14 protein-coding genes and 1 tRNA gene are annotated in these 14434 nt (G+C 73.1%); 9 read left to right on the forward strand and 6 right to left on the reverse strand.

Annotated elements, in window-relative coordinates; all coding sequences use genetic code 11:
• Positions 1 to 30 precede the first annotated feature (30 nt).
• Both WBQ80_RS15900 and WBQ80_RS15905 read left to right on the forward strand, forming a co-directional pair.
• The gene (locus WBQ80_RS15900; RefSeq protein ID WP_442892711.1) at positions 31 to 3792 is read left to right on the forward strand and encodes an AAA family ATPase; all 3762 of its coding nucleotides are present in this window, start codon (positions 31 to 33) and stop codon (positions 3790 to 3792) included.
• The gene (locus tag WBQ80_RS15905; protein WP_336572434.1) at positions 3789 to 4040 is read left to right on the forward strand and encodes a hypothetical protein; all 252 of its coding nucleotides are present in this window, start codon (positions 3789 to 3791) and stop codon (positions 4038 to 4040) included. The genes WBQ80_RS15900 and WBQ80_RS15905 overlap by 4 nt, the downstream gene beginning before the upstream one ends.
• A gap of 23 nt (positions 4041 to 4063) precedes the next feature.
• Here WBQ80_RS15905 and mscL read toward each other — a convergent pair whose 3' ends face one another.
• The 3 genes from mscL to WBQ80_RS15920 are packed head-to-tail and all read right to left on the reverse strand — an operon-like array spanning position 4064 to position 5516.
• The gene (mscL, locus tag WBQ80_RS15910) at positions 4064 to 4543 is read right to left on the reverse strand and encodes a large conductance mechanosensitive channel protein MscL (RefSeq protein ID WP_336572435.1); all 480 of its coding nucleotides are present in this window, start codon (positions 4541 to 4543) and stop codon (positions 4064 to 4066) included.
• A gap of 24 nt (positions 4544 to 4567) precedes the next feature.
• Positions 4568 to 4888, reverse strand: a complete 321-nt coding sequence (locus WBQ80_RS15915; protein ID WP_336572436.1) for an FmdB family zinc ribbon protein — start codon at positions 4886 to 4888, stop codon at positions 4568 to 4570.
• A gap of 49 nt (positions 4889 to 4937) precedes the next feature.
• Positions 4938 to 5516, reverse strand: a complete 579-nt coding sequence (locus WBQ80_RS15920; protein WP_336572437.1) for a 5-formyltetrahydrofolate cyclo-ligase — start codon at positions 5514 to 5516, stop codon at positions 4938 to 4940.
• A 64-nt stretch (positions 5517 to 5580) separates the two neighbouring features.
• Here WBQ80_RS15920 and galU point away from each other — a divergent pair, with 64 nt between their 5' ends.
• From galU to WBQ80_RS15950, 6 genes are all read left to right on the forward strand, one after another.
• Positions 5581 to 6480, forward strand: coding sequence for a UTP--glucose-1-phosphate uridylyltransferase GalU (gene galU, locus WBQ80_RS15925; protein WP_336572439.1), 900 nt, complete (start codon positions 5581 to 5583; stop codon positions 6478 to 6480).
• 46 nt (positions 6481 to 6526) lie between these two features.
• On the forward strand, positions 6527 to 7144 hold the full coding sequence (locus WBQ80_RS15930; RefSeq protein ID WP_336572466.1) for a GNAT family N-acetyltransferase: 618 nt from the start codon (positions 6527 to 6529) through the stop codon (positions 7142 to 7144).
• Between the two features lie 51 nt (positions 7145 to 7195).
• On the forward strand, positions 7196 to 8242 hold the full coding sequence (locus WBQ80_RS15935) for a hypothetical protein (RefSeq protein WP_336572440.1): 1047 nt from the start codon (positions 7196 to 7198) through the stop codon (positions 8240 to 8242).
• Positions 8243 to 8290: 48 nt separating this feature from the next.
• Positions 8291 to 8363: transfer RNA gene (locus WBQ80_RS15940), tRNA-Ala, on the forward strand.
• A gap of 173 nt (positions 8364 to 8536) precedes the next feature.
• Entirely contained in the window at positions 8537 to 9229 is a 693-nt protein-coding gene (pdxH, locus tag WBQ80_RS15945; protein ID WP_336572441.1) for a pyridoxamine 5'-phosphate oxidase, read from the forward strand.
• A gap of 64 nt (positions 9230 to 9293) precedes the next feature.
• Positions 9294 to 10811 (forward strand): MFS transporter, encoded by a 1518-nt coding sequence (locus WBQ80_RS15950; RefSeq protein WP_336572442.1) that lies wholly within the window; start codon positions 9294 to 9296, stop codon positions 10809 to 10811.
• On the opposite strand, the gene WBQ80_RS15955 is transcribed toward WBQ80_RS15950, so the two are convergent.
• A complete protein-coding gene (locus WBQ80_RS15955) occupies positions 10780 to 11436 on the reverse strand; it encodes an NADPH-dependent F420 reductase (protein ID WP_336572443.1) in 657 nt (218 codons plus the stop codon). The two genes, WBQ80_RS15950 and WBQ80_RS15955, sit on opposite strands and share 32 nt — an antisense overlap.
• 176 nt (positions 11437 to 11612) lie before the next feature.
• Here WBQ80_RS15955 and WBQ80_RS15960 point away from each other — a divergent pair, with 176 nt between their 5' ends.
• Positions 11613 to 12719 (forward strand): LLM class flavin-dependent oxidoreductase, encoded by a 1107-nt coding sequence (locus WBQ80_RS15960; RefSeq protein WP_336572444.1) that lies wholly within the window; start codon positions 11613 to 11615, stop codon positions 12717 to 12719.
• A gap of 9 nt (positions 12720 to 12728) precedes the next feature.
• Here WBQ80_RS15960 and WBQ80_RS15965 read toward each other — a convergent pair whose 3' ends face one another.
• Both WBQ80_RS15965 and WBQ80_RS15970 read right to left on the reverse strand, forming a co-directional pair.
• The gene (locus WBQ80_RS15965) at positions 12729 to 13925 is read right to left on the reverse strand and encodes a cation:proton antiporter (protein WP_336572445.1); all 1197 of its coding nucleotides are present in this window, start codon (positions 13923 to 13925) and stop codon (positions 12729 to 12731) included.
• 13 nt (positions 13926 to 13938) lie between these two features.
• On the reverse strand, positions 13939 to 14433 hold the full coding sequence (locus tag WBQ80_RS15970; protein ID WP_336572446.1) for a cation:proton antiporter regulatory subunit: 495 nt from the start codon (positions 14431 to 14433) through the stop codon (positions 13939 to 13941).
• Position 14434 lies beyond the last annotated feature (1 nt).

A 14434-nucleotide genomic window follows, 5' to 3' on the forward strand; every position in this document is an offset into this window, starting at 1 on the left:
GATCCGGGAGCTGCGCCGTATGGTGTCGGTGTGCAACGGCTCGATCGGAACGACAGCGGGGACGACTTCCCCGAGGACGAGGCCGAGGACGCCGCCCCCGTCGATCCGGGGCCCTCGGCCTTCCATCGCGACCCCGCGACGCCCCACGCGGTGACCGTGGGGGAGCCCGGCGTCACGCCGTCGAACATCGCCGAGCCCAGCTGGCGCCGGTGGCATGCCGAGCTGCGCGAGCTCGGCGGCCGGTCGCCGCTGATCCACTTCGACGACTCCGCGCGGACGCGGATCGAGCTCTCCACGACGCATCCGGGCGGCCTGCCGCAGTTCATCACGGGCAATTCGACGCTGCTGTCGAGCCTCATCCGCGACGAGCTGGCGCTGCGCAACGCGCGCCTCGCCGCTGCGGAGATCACGCAGAAGGGCATCGAGCTCCGCTCGGTCCGCGGCATCGAGTCGGTCCACCTCGCCATCGGCCTCGCCTCGTGGCACGACGCGGGCGACGACTTCCTCGCGCCCGTGCTGCTCCGACCCCTCGCCATCCGTCGCTACGGCCGCGACTTCGAGTTGAAGCTCAAGGGCCAGCCCTTCCTCAACCCCGCACTGGCGCGCGAGCTGCACGACCGCTTCCAGATCACGCTCGACGCCGACGCGTTCGTCGCGCTCGCGATCACGAACGGCGTCTTCAAGCCGCAGCCCGTCATCGACCGGCTCCGCGGCCTCACCTCGCACCTGCCGCACTTCCACGTGGCGCCGCGCCTCGTGGTCTCGTCGTTCGCCGAGGTCGGACCGGCCATGGGGGCGGATGCCGCGCGGCTCGAGCACCCCGTCATCGATGCGATCGCGGGCAACCCCTCGGCCCGCGCCGAGGTCGCGCGTCCCCTCGATCCGCCGCGGATCGTCCCGCAGGACGAGCGCCCGCCGTCCACCGACCGACTCCTGCTCGACGCCGACGCCGAGCAGGAGCAGGTGATCGCGCGCATCGAGCAGGGTGCCTCGCTCGTCGTGAAGACGCTGCCCGGCACCGGGGGCACGCAGACCATCGTGAACGCGATCGGCGCGCTGGTGTCGAACGACCGGCGCGTGCTCGTCGTCGGCGCACGCCGCGCGAGTCTCGACGGCATCGCGCACCGCCTCGGCCAGGTCGGGCTCGGCGGACTCGCGGTCACGACCGCCGGGCTGCGCCGCGACCTCATCCAGTCCATCTCGCGCAACGAGAAGGCCGAGCAGCCGCGCATCGCCGACGTCGACGACGCGCTCGTGCGACTGCGCCGGGTGCTGCTCGACTACCGCCACGCACTCACGCGCGCCGACCCCGACCTCGGCGTCTCGGTGCTCGACGCGCTCACCGCGCTGGCCGGGCTGGCCGCGCTGCCCACGCCTCCGGACACCACGTCGCGCCTCGACCGCGGGTCGCTCATCGCGCTCGCGAAGGGCCGGGATGCCGCGGCGGCCGACCTCGTGCGCGCCGCGACGCTGGGCGAGTTCCGCTACGGCCCGGGGGACTCGCCCTGGTACGGCGCGTCCTTCGAGACATCCGAGGAGGCCTCGGCCGCGCACGAGCTCGCGAAGCGGCTGAGCTCCACCGACCTGCCCCGCCTGCTCGAGCGCGCGCGGGGGCTCATCGGACAGACGCGGCTCCGCCAGTTCGAGTCGGTGGCCGAGCTCGGCGTCTTCCTGCGCCTGCTCCACGACGTGCGCGACACGCTCGACAAGTTCCTCCCCGCCGTCTACGACCGTCCGCTCGGCGAGCTCATCGCGGCGACGGCGCCGCGCCGCGAGACGGGGATGTCGGGCGCCAACCGCCGGCGCCTGAAGCGGCTCGCCCTGGAGTACGTGCGGCCCGGGGTGCACGTCGGCGACCTCAACGCGGCCCTCCGCGGCATCCAGCAGCAGCGCACGCTGTGGCATCGCTACTCGGAGGCCGGGGCCGTGCCGAGCGTCCCGGTCGGTCTCGACGACGTGCACGTCGCGTTCCACACCGTGGGGTCCGACCTGCAGGCCCTCGACGTGCCGCTCGGGCTCGACGGCACGCCGCGGCGGCTCGCCGCGCGCCCCCTGCGCGACCTCGAGGCGACCCTGGTCGGACTCGCCGCCGAGTCCGAGGTGCTCCACAACCTGCAGGAGCGCACGGCGCTCCTGCAGCGCCTTCGCGACCTCGGCCTCGATCCGCTGCTCGTCGACCTGGCCCGGCGGCACGTGCCCGAGCACCTCGTCGCATCGGAGCTCGACCTCGCGTGGTGGCAGTCGGTGCTCGAGACGATGCTCGGCGCCGACCGCGCGCTGCTCGGCGCGAACACGACGGTGCTCGACCGGCTCGAGGCGGACTTCCGCCTCGTCGACGAGGCCCATGCGTCGGCGGCGGGGGCCCTGCTCGCCTGGCGTCTCGCCGAGGCCTGGCGGGTCGCGCTGGTGGACCACCCCGACGAGGCCGAGCGCCTGCGAAGGATGCTGCGCGGCGACCGGGTCCGGCCCGACCGCCTGCACCGCGAGGCCCCGCACCTCTTCCGGGCGCTCGCGCCCGTGTGGCTGTCGTCGCCCTACGAGGTTCCGTCGATCGACGACGCGATCCCGTTCGACGCGGTGATCCTCGTCGATGCCGGCGCGACCACCATCGCCGAGAACCTCGGCGCGATCCGCCGCGCGAAGCAGGTCATCGCGTTCGGCGACCCCGTGACGCAGACGCCGACGCGGTTCGAGACCGCCATCCGCAGCGAGCCGGACGGCGCGGCGCCCGCCGACGACGTGGACGCCCTGCACGCGGACTCCGCGCTCGCGAGGCTCGCCGACCTGCTGCCCACGCTGACGCTCACGCGCAGCTACCGGGCCGGCGGCGAGGACCTGGCCGAGCTCGTCAACCGACGCTTCTACGGCGGCCGCATCGTGTCGATGCCCTGGGCGGGAAGCTTCCTCGGCCACGGCAGCCTCGGGCTGCACTACGTGCGCGGCAACGGCCTGCCCGATCCGGTCACGGGCACGGTCGAGAGCCTCGACGCCGAGGTCGGCAAGGTCGTCGAGCTCGTGATGGAGCACGCCGTCAAGCGCCCGCGCGAATCGCTCATGGTCATCACGGCGAGCGCCCGGCATGCGGCGCGCGTGCACCAGTCGGTGCTCGCCGCCTTCGCCAAGCGGACCGACCTGTCGGACTTCATCCTTCGCGACCGGGCCGAGCCGTTCACGGTGCTCACCCTCGAGCAGGCGGTCGCGCAGAGCCGGGATCGCGTGATCTTCTCGATCGGGTACGGGCGAACGCCGCACGGCCGGCTGCTCTCCAACTTCGGCTCGCTCGGCGAGCCGGGCGGAGAGCGCCTGCTCGCTGTCGCCATGACCCGGGCCCGCCGGTCGATGGACATCGTGTCGGCCTTCAAGCCCGACGACATCGACGACGGCCGGCAGCGGCACGGGGTGGTCGCGCTCGCGAGCATCCTCTCGCACACCGAGGAGCAGAAGGACGGCCTGCGCGACCGCGGTCGTGGCGACCCGATGCTCGTCGACCTCGCGTCGCGGCTCGAGCGTCGCGGCATCCGGGTGAGCGTCGGGCACCGGGGCACCCTGTCCCTCGCGGCGGCCCACGCGGGCAAGGCCGTCGTCGTCGAGACGGATCCGGCCCTCGCGGGCCAGAGCCTCCGCGAATCGCTCCGCCTCCGGCCCGACGTCCTGCGGCGGCTCGGATGGCACTACCTGCGGGTGCACAGCTTCGAGCTGTTCGGCGATCCCGAGTCGGTGGCCGAGCGCGTCGCCGCCGTGCTCGGCCGGGCCGAGCCGCGTCCCGAGCCGGCGGAGGCCGCGGCGGGGTGACCGGCGGCGAGGACGCGGGACGCGACGACGAGATGGGCTCGACGGACGGCGCCGCGAAGGCCGGGCCCCCGCGCCAGCGCGTCGAACGCGCCCGCGGGGCTCGCCGCGCCCGGCTGACGCCCGCCCCCGGCAGCGACCCCGCGCCGGAGTCGGCGACTCCGGGCGCGCACGAGGAGGTCGAGCGCGCCGCACGGCCGGCGACGCCGGACGACGAGCGCATCACGCGCGAACGCCCGCCGCACTGGTGACGGCGGGCGCAGCGACGGCGCGGCTACTCGGCGCGCTGCGCGCCCGGCCCCTGGCCCGGAGCGGCGGCGCGCTCCGCGGCGAGGAGGTCGCGGATCTGCGCGAGGACGGTGAGCTCGGTCTCCGGGTCCTCCGGCTTCTCAGCACCGGCTTGGCGCCGGGCGTCGGCGCGCTGCTTGAGGAGGTTCATCGGCATGACGAACACGAAGTAGACGACCGCCGCGACGATGAGGAAGGTGAGGATCGCACCCAGCACGGCGCCGAACCTGATCTTCGCGTCCTCACCCGGCAGCGGGATCGTCAGCACGAGCGCGCTGTCCAGGCTGTCGGCCCGGAAGATCGCCCCGATCAGCGGATTGAACACGTTCTCGACGATCGAATTGACGACGGCGGTGAACGCGGCGCCGATGACCACCGCGACGGCGAGGTCGATGACGTTCCCCCGGAGGATGAACTCCTTGAATCCCTTGAGCACTCGGGCGGTCCCCTTTCCTGCGTGGTGCATTCGGTCGATCAGCGGGGCTTCCGCCTATGCGGCCGGCGAGGTCGACGAGGACGAGCCCGAGCCGGACGAGGGCGAGGCGCCGGACCCCGAGCCCGACGAGCCGGACTCCGAGCCGGAGGCGCCCGAACCGGCACCCGCGGACCCCGACGAGCCGCCGCCGCCGCTGCCGGCGCGCGAGTCGGTGCGGTAGAAGCCCGAGCCGTTGAACGTCACGCCGACGGCGCTGAACAGCTTGCGCAGGCGGCCGCCGCACGCGGGGCACTCGGTGAGGCTGTCGTCGGTGAAGGACTGCTGGATGTCGAACGCGTTGCCGCACTCCGTGCAGCGGTACGAGTAGGTGGGCATGTTCGGTCTCCGGGATCCGTCGGCGGGTGTCGGGCGTACGTCGTCGCCGTCAGAATGCGACGATGCGCGTGGGGGTCACGACGCCGTCCACCGGCTGGTCGTGCACCTCCCGCGGCACCTCCTCGACGAACTCGCCGTCGAAGACGATGGCGTACACCGGAGGACATTTTCCCATCGATCCGAGGGTCTTGTCGAAGTAGCCCCGGCCCCAGCCGAGGCGCATGCCCGTGGCATCCACCGCGGCGGCCGGGACCAGGATGAGGTCGACGTCGTTGATGGCCATCGGCCCGAGGAGCTCGCCCTCGGGTCGGGGGACGCCGTGCAGGCCCGTCACCTCGGTCTCCTCCTCGCCGACGGTCCAGTCGAGGAGCCCGTCCTCCCGCGTGACGGGGAACAGCACGCGCAGGCCGCTCGCCTCGGCCCAGTCGACGAAGGGTCGCGTGTCGGGCTCGGTCGGCATCGAGAGGTAGCACGAGAACGACTGCGCGCCGGTGGACCCGATGAGCTCCTGGAGTCGCGCCGTCAATCTCCCGGTGGCGAGCTCGCGCTCGTGCGCGGGCATGTTCTGCCGGCGTTCGCGGAGCTCGGCGCGGAGGATCCGCTTCACCACGGTGGGATCGTCGGCCATGGGAGCCATCCTAGGGGCGGACCCGGCCGCCGACCGCCGCCGCCCTGCGGCTACGCTGAGGGCCATGACTCATCGGATCACGAAGGCCGTCATCCCCGCCGCCGGCCTGGGAACCCGCTTCCTGCCCGCAACGAAGGCCATGCCGAAGGAGATGCTGCCGGTCGTCGACAAGCCGGCGATCCAGTACGTCGTCGAGGAGGCCGTCCGATCCGGCCTCACCGACGTGCTCATGGTGACCGGGCGCAACAAGAACGCCCTCGAGAACCACTTCGACCGCGTCGCCGAGCTCGAGGCGACCCTCGAGGCGAAGGGCGACACGGCGAAGCTCGAGAAGGTCACGGAGTCCACCGACCTCGCCGACATGCACTACGTGCGCCAGGGCGATCCCCGCGGGCTCGGGCACGCGGTCCTCCGCGCCCACATGCATGTCGGGGACGCGCCCTTCGCGGTGCTCCTCGGCGACGACATCATCGACGAGCGCGACGTGCTCCTCACGCGCATGCTGGACGAGCAGGTCAAGCGCGACGCGTGCATCGTCGCGCTGCTCGAGGTCGACCCCGACAGCATCCACCTCTACGGCGCCGCCGAGGTCGAGCCCACCGACGAACCCGACGTGGTCCGCGTGACCGGGCTCGTCGAGAAGCCCGCCAAGGAGAACGCGCCCTCGAACTACGCCGTCATCGGCCGGTACGTGCTGAAGCCCGAGATCTTCGAGGTGCTCCAGCGCACCGAGCCCGGCAAGGGCGGCGAGATCCAGCTCACCGACGCGCTCATGGAGATGGCGGCCGACGTCGAGCACACCGGCGGCGTCTACGGCGTCGTCTTCCGGGGTCGCCGCTACGACACCGGCGACAAGCTCGACTACATCAAGGCCGTCATCCAGCTCGCCGCCGACCGCGACGACCTCGGGCCCGAGCTCCGGCCGTGGCTCGCGGAGTTCGCCGCCCAATTCGCGCAGGACTGACGTGCCCGCGGCATCCGTGCCGACCCTCGCGGACGGGTCGTTGACCATGCGGCCCATCCGGGCACGCGACGCACGCACGCTCGAGCGCGTGCTGCTCGAGAACCGCGGGTGGCTGCGCCGCTGGGAGGCGACCTACCCGGGCGGCGGATCGGTGATCGACACTCGCGCGAGCATCCGCAACCTCACCGCGCACGCCCGCGCCGGCACCGCGCTCCCGTTCGTGCTCGAGTGGGAGGACGAGCTCGTCGGCCAGCTGAACGTCTCGTCCATCACGCACGGCTCGCTGTCCTCGGCGTCGATCGGCTACTGGGTGGCCAAGTCGATGGCGGGCCGGGGCATCACGCCGACCGCGGTCGCGCTGGCGACCGACTACTGCTTCCGTGCGATGCGACTGCACCGCATGGAGATCTGCATCCGGCCGGAGAACGGGCCCTCGCTGCGGGTCGTCGAGAAGCTCGGCTTCCGGTACGAGGGGCTGCGGCGGCGATTCATCCACATCGACGGCGACTGGCGCGATCACTTCTCGTTCGCGCTCGTGGCGGAGGAGGTGCCCGAGGGCGTGCTCCGCCGTTGGCGCGAGGGGCGGGCGCCGTCCGCCGCCGCGGTCGTGCCGGCCGCCGATCGCGACGCCGCGGCCACCCCCCTTCGGGTGGGGGATCGCTGACACGCCCGCGCCGATGGGGTTCGTGACCCCGTCGTGACCTAGCGTTGACCCATGGATGCGATCGGCGGCGGCGTTCTCGTGGCGGTGGCCGCGACGCTGTGGATCGCATACCTGCTCCCGAGCTGGCTCCGCCGTCGCCAGTACCTCGCGACCGAGCGCAACGCGGTCCGGCTGCAGCAGACGCTGCGCATCCTCGCCGAGACCGCCGAGACGCCGGGCGAGGTGCGCGTCGGCATGACCGCGCGGGACGTGGCCGCCCAGGAGCGGATCCTCCACGAGCACGAGCTCGCCGCGCGCCTCGAGGCGCAGGCCGCCGAGAACCTCGCGATCGCCGAGCGCATCGCGGCCGAGGAGGCCGCGTCCGCGGCCGAACGCGAGCTCGCGGAGCGCGCCGCCCATGCGCGCGCCGAGGCGGCCCGCGCGGCGGAGGCCGCGTCCGGCATCCGCTCGGCGACCGGCGGCGGCCTCACGCGTCGCGGCCTGCGACGGCGACGGGCGAGCTGCTCGCTGCTCCTGCTCGCCTCCCTGCTCGCGATCGTCGTCGGGCTCGTCGCGCTGCCGTTCGGCGGCAGTCCGCTCATCGCGCTCGTCGGCGCCGGCGGCGTCGCCACCGCGATGACCGGACTCGTGGTGCTCGCGCGCCGGCGCCCGGCCCCCGTCGCGACGGTCGCTCCGGTCTTCGTGCGGCCCGAGGCGCAGCCGTTCGAGCCGATCGAGACCGGCGAGCCCGAAGCCGAACCGGCTCCGGGCGAGAGCTGGACGCCGCAGCCGCTCCCCAAGCCGCTGCACCTGTCCCGCGGCACCATCGCCGCCACCGCGATGGCCTCCATCGCCGAGGCGGAGCAGCTCAAGCGCGCCGCGGCCGACGCCGAGCTCGCGGAGCGGGCCGAGCGCCTCGAGCCGCAGGTGCCCGTGCTGCGCCCCGCCGCGGCATCCGTCGCCTCGCTCCGCGTCGCCGAGCACGCACCGGCGTCGGAGCGTGCGACGGCCGCCGCGGAGGCGTCGAGCCCGTACGCGCGGATGGGGATCGTGGACGCCGCGGAACCCGGGATCTCCGACCTCGACTCGGTGCTCCGTCGTCGTCGCACGGCCGTCTGAGCGTGGTCATCACCACCTCATGGGGGATGGTAGAGTCGTTCACGGCTCGGGCCCATGGCGCAGTTGGTAGCGCGTCTCGTTCGCAATGAGAAGGTCGGGGGTTCGAATCCCCCTGGGTCCACAGCGTAGAAAGCCCCGGTCATCCGCCGGGGCTTTCGTCGTCTCCCGGCGACGGGTCCGCGTCGGCCCGATCGGGCATCGGCGCCGACCGTCATGCGTCCCGAACCCGGTCGCCGCCGCGCCGGGCCCGGTGGTTCCCGGGCGGTTCGCGGCATCCGCTCGTACGCTTGGCGCATGAGCGACGCGATCGACCCCGACCGCCTCGACCGCGCCGTCGAGCACGCGCTGCACCGGCACACCGACTACGGTGCCGAGCAGCTCGACGAGTCGAACGCGGCCTCCGACCCGATCGTGCAGTTCGATCGGTGGCTCGCCGAGGCCGACGCGCGCGGCGTGTACGAGCCGAACGCCATGGTCCTCGGCACCATCGACCCCGACGGCACCCCGTCGAGCCGGACCGTGCTGCTGCGCGGCGTCGACGACCAGGGCTTCGTCTTCTTCACCGACCGCGAATCGCGCAAGGGCCGTGCGCTCGAGGCGCATCCCACGGCGACGCTGCTCTTCCCCTGGTACCCGGTGCACCGGCAGGTGATCGTGACGGGGGCGGTCGCCCGTGCCGGCGACGACGAGTCGGACGCGTACTGGGCGGGGCGGCCGTACGGGTCCCGCATCGCCGCGACGGCGAGCCGGCAGTCGCAGCCCATCGCGTCACGCGCCGACCTCGAGGCCGAGGTGGCGGCGCTCGAGGAGGAGTACGCGGGCGTGGACGACGTCCGGCGTCCGGAGCGCTGGGGCGGCTTCCGGCTGCGGCCGTGGCGCATCGAGTTCTGGCAGGGCCGCACGTCGCGGCTGCACGACCGACTCGTCTTCCGTCGCGATCCCGCGGCGGATGCCGCGGAGTGGCGGCTCGAACGCCTCCAACCCTGAACGTCGGCCCCACGACGCGGCCCGCGCGACGGGCGCGCCGGGGTTCGGGCGTAGGCTGGAGCGGATGTCGCAGCCTGCCAGCAGCCCGCCCGTGTCAGGGGAGGACAAGCGGTGGCGCGCCTACTGGGTGTGCGTCGCCGTGGCCGCGATCACGATCATGGACCTCACGAAGGTCAACGTGGCGCTCCCCTCGATCGAGACGGCGCTCGACGCATCCTCGACCGAGCTGCAGCTGCTCGTGTCGGGCTTCGTGCTCACCTTCGGACTGACCCTCGTGCCGGCGGGCCGCCTCGGCGACCAGGGCTCCCGCAAGGCGATGTTCCTCATCGGGCTCTCGCTGTTCGCCCTCACGAGCCTGCTCTGCGCGCTCGCCCCGACGTCCGGGGTGCTGCTCGTGGGGCGCCTGCTCCAGGGCGTGGCGGCGGGCATCCAGATGCCGCAGGTCCTCGGCCTCATCCAGCAGCTCTTCCAGGGGGCCGAGCGCGGGGCCGCCTTCGGCCTCTTCGGCGCCACGATCGGGATCTCGACGGCGTTCGGCCCCACGCTCGGCGGCCTCGCGATCGCGATCGGCGGCCCGGTCGACGGATGGCGCGGCATCTTCTGGATGAACGTGCCCCTGGCGCTCGGAGCCATCGCGTTCGCCGCCCGGCTGCTGCCGGGTCGCCCCGCGGGCGAGCGGCAGCGCATCTCGCTCGATCCCGTCGGAGTGCTCCTGTTCGGCATCGCGGTGATCTCGCTGATGTGGCCGTTCCTCTTCACGACGGGGTCGCCCGACGACGATCCCGCCCGGTGGTGGACGCTCGTGGCGTTCGTGGCCGCGCTCGCGACGTTCCTCTGGTGGGAGCGCCGGTACGCGGCGGCCGGACGCGCGCCCCTCGTCCCGCTCGGCCTGTTCTCGCTCCGGTCGTACCGCAACGGCACCCTGCTCGCGGCCGCGTACTTCGCGGCGATGCCGTCGGCCTTCCTCCTCACGAACCTATTCCTCCAGCAGGGCCTCGGTCTCGAGCCGGTGTTCGCCGGCATGGTCACCATCGGCTTCGCGCTGTCGAGCGCCGTCACGTCGTGGCTCGGAGGTCGGCTGGTCAACCGCATCGGACGGCCGCTCGTCGTGGGCGGACTCGTGCTGCTGCTCCTCGGCTTCGCCATCCTGGTGCTCGTGGCGATCGCCACGCCGCCCGAACTGACCCCGTGGATCATGGCCGCCGTCATGCTCATCGGCGGCGCCGGCGGCGGCTTCGTCATCGCGCCGAACCAGGTGCTGGCGCTCGCCGAGGTGCCCGTCGTGCAGGGCGGCCTCGCGGGGTCGGTGGGGCAACTGGGCCAGCGGATCGGTACGGCGATCGGCACGGCGGTCGCGCTGTCGCTCTTCTACGCCACGGTCTTCCGCGCACCGGCCGCCGAGGCCCGCATCGACGTCTTCCACGAGGCCTATGCGCTCGGGATGGGCGCGGTCGTCGCCCTGCTGCTCGTCGCGCTCGTGGTCGGGCTCGTCGACCTGCGCCAGCGCCGCGACGACGGGGTGGCGCAGGCGGATGCCGCGGGCGCCGCGCCTACGCGACGAGCACGCGCTCGTCGGCCATGAGGGCGGCGAGCTCGCTCGCCGAGAGCTCCCGCCCGAACGCGGGGTGACCGGGCTCGAGGGCGCAGCCGTTGACCAGGGGGCCGCCGTCGACGGCGTCGAAGCCGAGGTCGTCGATGAGCCGGGCGACCACGGCACGCGCGCCGGCGTCGTCGCCGACGACGGCGAGCGCGCGCCGGAGCGGCGAGCCGGCCGGCATCGCGTCGTCCTCCATCTCGTGGTAGCCGAGGTGGTTGAGGGACTTCACGACCCGGGCGCGCGGGTTGAGCGCGGCGTGGATCTCGCTCGTCGTGCGGGGATCGTCGTCGACCGCCGGGATGGTCCCGTCGATCGGCGGCCAGTAGTTCGTGGCGTCGACGACGATCCTGCCGTCGAACGAGGCCCAGGGCACGGTGCCGGTCTTGCCGAACGGGACGGCGACGATGATGACGTCGGCCGCCTCGACGAGGCGCTCGGGCGAGGCGACCTCCGCTCCCGGGGCGACGACCGAGACGAGCAGGTCGAGCGCGGTCTGCCGCGGCGATCCGGTGAGCAGGACCTCGTAGCCGGCCGAGAGGAGCAGCCGGGCGAGGGCGGTCCCCACCTTGCCCGCTCCGAAGATGCCGATCACGGGTCGCTGGTCCGTCACGTCCGCTCGCTCCTCACCTGGTCGGTCCCGCACGGCCGTACTGCAGCCGTCGCTGTCTGAGAACGCCCGTGCGGCGTCCGGCATTCCCCGCCTCGGCGCAGGCGGAATAGTCTCGACGCGTACGGGGTTCCACAGCGCTGTATGCACATGCATCGATCTCGACGAGGGAGCAGCGGATGACGCGCCAACACCAGTTCGGACTCGACACCTTCGGCGACGTCACCGTCGGCGCGGATGGCGAGTTGCTCAGCCAGGCGCAGGTGCTGCGCAACGTCGTGGAGGAAGCGGTCCTGGCCGACCGGCTCGGGCTCGACTTCTTCGGCGTCGGGGAGCACCACCGCCACGAGTTCGCCATCTCCGCTCCCGAGGTCGTGCTCGCCGCGATCGCGAGCAGGACCGAGCGCATCCGCCTCGGCTCGGCGGTCACCGTGCTGAGCTCCGACGACCCGGTCCGGGTGTACCAGCGCTTCGCGACGCTCGACGGACTCTCGAACGGTCGTGCGGAAGTCATCCTCGGCCGTGGGTCCTTCATCGAGTCCTTCCCCCTCTTCGGGTACGAGCTGAGCCAGTACCAGGACCTGTTCGAGGAGAAGCTCAACCTCTTCGCCGCCCTGCTGCCGCAGGAGCCGGTCACGTGGGAGGGCAAGCTCCGCTCGTCCCTCACCGACCAGCTCGTCTTCCCCCGTGTCGAGCACGGCGACCTGCAGACGTGGGTGGGCGTGGGCGGCAGCCCCGAATCGGTGGTCCGGGCGGCGCACTACGGGCTCCCGCTCGTCCTCGCGATCATCGGCGGCAGCCCGGTGCGATTCGCCCCGCTCGCCGAGCTCTACCGCAAGGCGCTCACGCAGTTCGGGCACTCGCCCCAGCCCATCGCGGTGCACTCGCCCGGGATCATCGCCGAGACCGACCAGGAGGCGCTCGACACGCTCTGGCCGCACTACGAGGTCATCATGAACCGGATCGGCCGTGAGCGCGGATGGGGTGCCGTCACGCGCGACCACTTCGAGGGGGAGGCGAGCCAGCACGGCGCGCTCTACGCCGGGTCGCCGGAGACCGTGGCCCAGAAGATCGCCGCGGCGTTGCGCGTACTGGGCGCCGACCGCTTCGACCTCAAGTACTCCAACGGCACGCTGCCGCACGAGGCCATGATGCGCAGCATCGAGCTGTACGCGACGCGCGTGGTGCCGCGCGTCCGCGAGCTGCTCGCCGAATCCGACGCCGACGCGGCGCCCGCGGCGACGGATGCCGCCGCGCCCGGGTCCCGCGAGGCGAGCGCGGGCTGACGCCCGCCGTCAGGGCCCCGGGGCGACGGCGCGGGCCGTCGAGGGTCGGCGCCGCACCGCGGCGCGGAACCACGTGGCATCCGGAAGGCGCGCGAGGAACGTGCCCGCCACGATCGTGATGAGGACGTAGGCGGTCGCGAGCGGCGCGAGGGCCGGTTCGATGCCCGCACCCACCGCGAGCCCGGCGATCACGATCGAGAACTCGCCGCGCGGCGCCAGCACGAGTCCGGCGCGCCACTGGCCGAGCGTCCCGACGCCGGCCCGGCGCGCCGCGTACGCCCCCGAGACGAGCTTGGTGAGGATCGTCACGAGGGCGAGCGCCGCCGCCGCGGGCATCATCGAGAGGATCGCCGACGAATCGGTCGTCAGGCCGAAGAAGACGAAGAACATCGCCGCGAACAGGTCGCGGAGCGGCGTGAGGACCGCGCTGGCGTTGGCTGCGACCCGGCCCGAGAGGGCGATGCCGACGAGGAAGGCGCCGACGGCGGCCGACACGTTGACCTCCTGTGCGACGCCGGCGACGAGCATCACGAGCCCGAGCACGCCGAGCAGCAGCGGCTCGGCGTGCTCCGCGGGGAACAGCCGCGACACGACGTGTCCGTGCCGCAGCGCCACGAAGAGGATCACGAGCACCACCGCCACGGCGATCGCGACGGCGATCGCACCCTGCAGGAGGCTCACGCCGATCACCAGGGCGGACAGCACCGGCAGGTAGAAGGCCATCGCGAGGTCTTCGAGCACGAGGATCGCGAGCACCGACGGCGTCTCGCGGTTCGACAGGCGGCCGAGGTCGCGCATGAGCTTCGCGATGACGCCCGACGACGAGATCCACGTGACGCCCGCGAGCGCGACCGCGGCGATCGGCCCCCACCCGAGCAGCAGCGCCATGGCCGCGCCCGGCAGGGCGTTCAGCACGGCATCGACGATCCCGGCCGTGCGGGAGGACTTGAGCCCGGTCATGAGCTCCTGGGCGGTGTACTCGAGCCCGAGCAGGGCGAGCAGCAGGATGACGCCGATCTCGGCGCCCGTGGCGAAGAACTCCTCGCTCGCCTCGAGCGCGAGCAGGCCGCCGTTGCCGAACGCGAGCCCGAGGACCAGGTAGAACGGGATGGGCGAGATGCCGAGGCGGAGCGAGAGGCGCCCGAGGAGGCTCATGCCGAGGAGCAGCGCGCCGACTTCGATGAGGAGCAGCGTGGTCTCGTGCATCCCGAGCCCCGCGTCAGTCGGGGCCGTGTGCGAGGAGGCGGGCGACCGCGTCGAGTCCCTGGCGCGTGCCGACCGCGACGATCACGTCGCCCGCGCGCAGCACCTCGGAGGGGGTCGGCGAGGGGATCACCTGTCCGTCGCGGACGATCGCGACGATCGACGAATGGGTCCGGGTGCGCGCCTTGGTGTGGCCGAGGGGGTGGTTCAGGTAGGGCGAATCGGTGGGCAGGGCGATCTGCTCGGTGAACAGTCCCGCGGTCTCATCGGACAGGCTGGTCAGGCGCGACATCATGACCGACGTGCCGAGCACGTCGGCGAGCGCGGCCGCCTCGTCGTCGTTGAGGGGGATGGAGTCGCGGCACGCGTCCGGGTCGTCCTCGTCGAAGACGCCGAGGTCTCGTTCGCCGTCGCGATGCGACACGACGCTGATACGCCGCCCGCCCTCGGTCACGAGGTCGTGGCGGAAGCCGATCCCGGGGAGGTCGACCTTCTCGATGCGAATACCCACG

Source organism: Agromyces sp. CCNWLW213 (assembly GCF_037199545.1).
Taxonomy (GTDB): Bacteria; Actinomycetota; Actinomycetes; order Actinomycetales; family Microbacteriaceae; genus Agromyces.

Coding starts and splice junctions, on each gene's coding strand:
- pdxH (WP_336572441.1), top strand. CDS start 8,537: ATGAGCGACGCGATCGACCCCGACCGCCTCGACCGCGCCGTCGAGCAC.
- WBQ80_RS15930 (WP_336572466.1), top strand. CDS start 6,527: ATGCGGCCCATCCGGGCACGCGACGCACGCACGCTCGAGCGCGTGCTG.
- WBQ80_RS15915 (WP_336572436.1), bottom strand. CDS start 4,888: ATGCCCACCTACTCGTACCGCTGCACGGAGTGCGGCAACGCGTTCGAC.
- WBQ80_RS15935 (WP_336572440.1), top strand. CDS start 7,196: ATGGATGCGATCGGCGGCGGCGTTCTCGTGGCGGTGGCCGCGACGCTG.
- WBQ80_RS15960 (WP_336572444.1), top strand. CDS start 11,613: ATGACGCGCCAACACCAGTTCGGACTCGACACCTTCGGCGACGTCACC.
- galU (WP_336572439.1), top strand. CDS start 5,581: ATGACTCATCGGATCACGAAGGCCGTCATCCCCGCCGCCGGCCTGGGA.
- WBQ80_RS15965 (WP_336572445.1), bottom strand. CDS start 13,925: ATGCACGAGACCACGCTGCTCCTCATCGAAGTCGGCGCGCTGCTCCTC.
- mscL (WP_336572435.1), bottom strand. CDS start 4,543: ATGCACCACGCAGGAAAGGGGACCGCCCGAGTGCTCAAGGGATTCAAG.
- WBQ80_RS15950 (WP_336572442.1), top strand. CDS start 9,294: ATGTCGCAGCCTGCCAGCAGCCCGCCCGTGTCAGGGGAGGACAAGCGG.
- WBQ80_RS15920 (WP_336572437.1), bottom strand. CDS start 5,516: ATGGCCGACGATCCCACCGTGGTGAAGCGGATCCTCCGCGCCGAGCTC.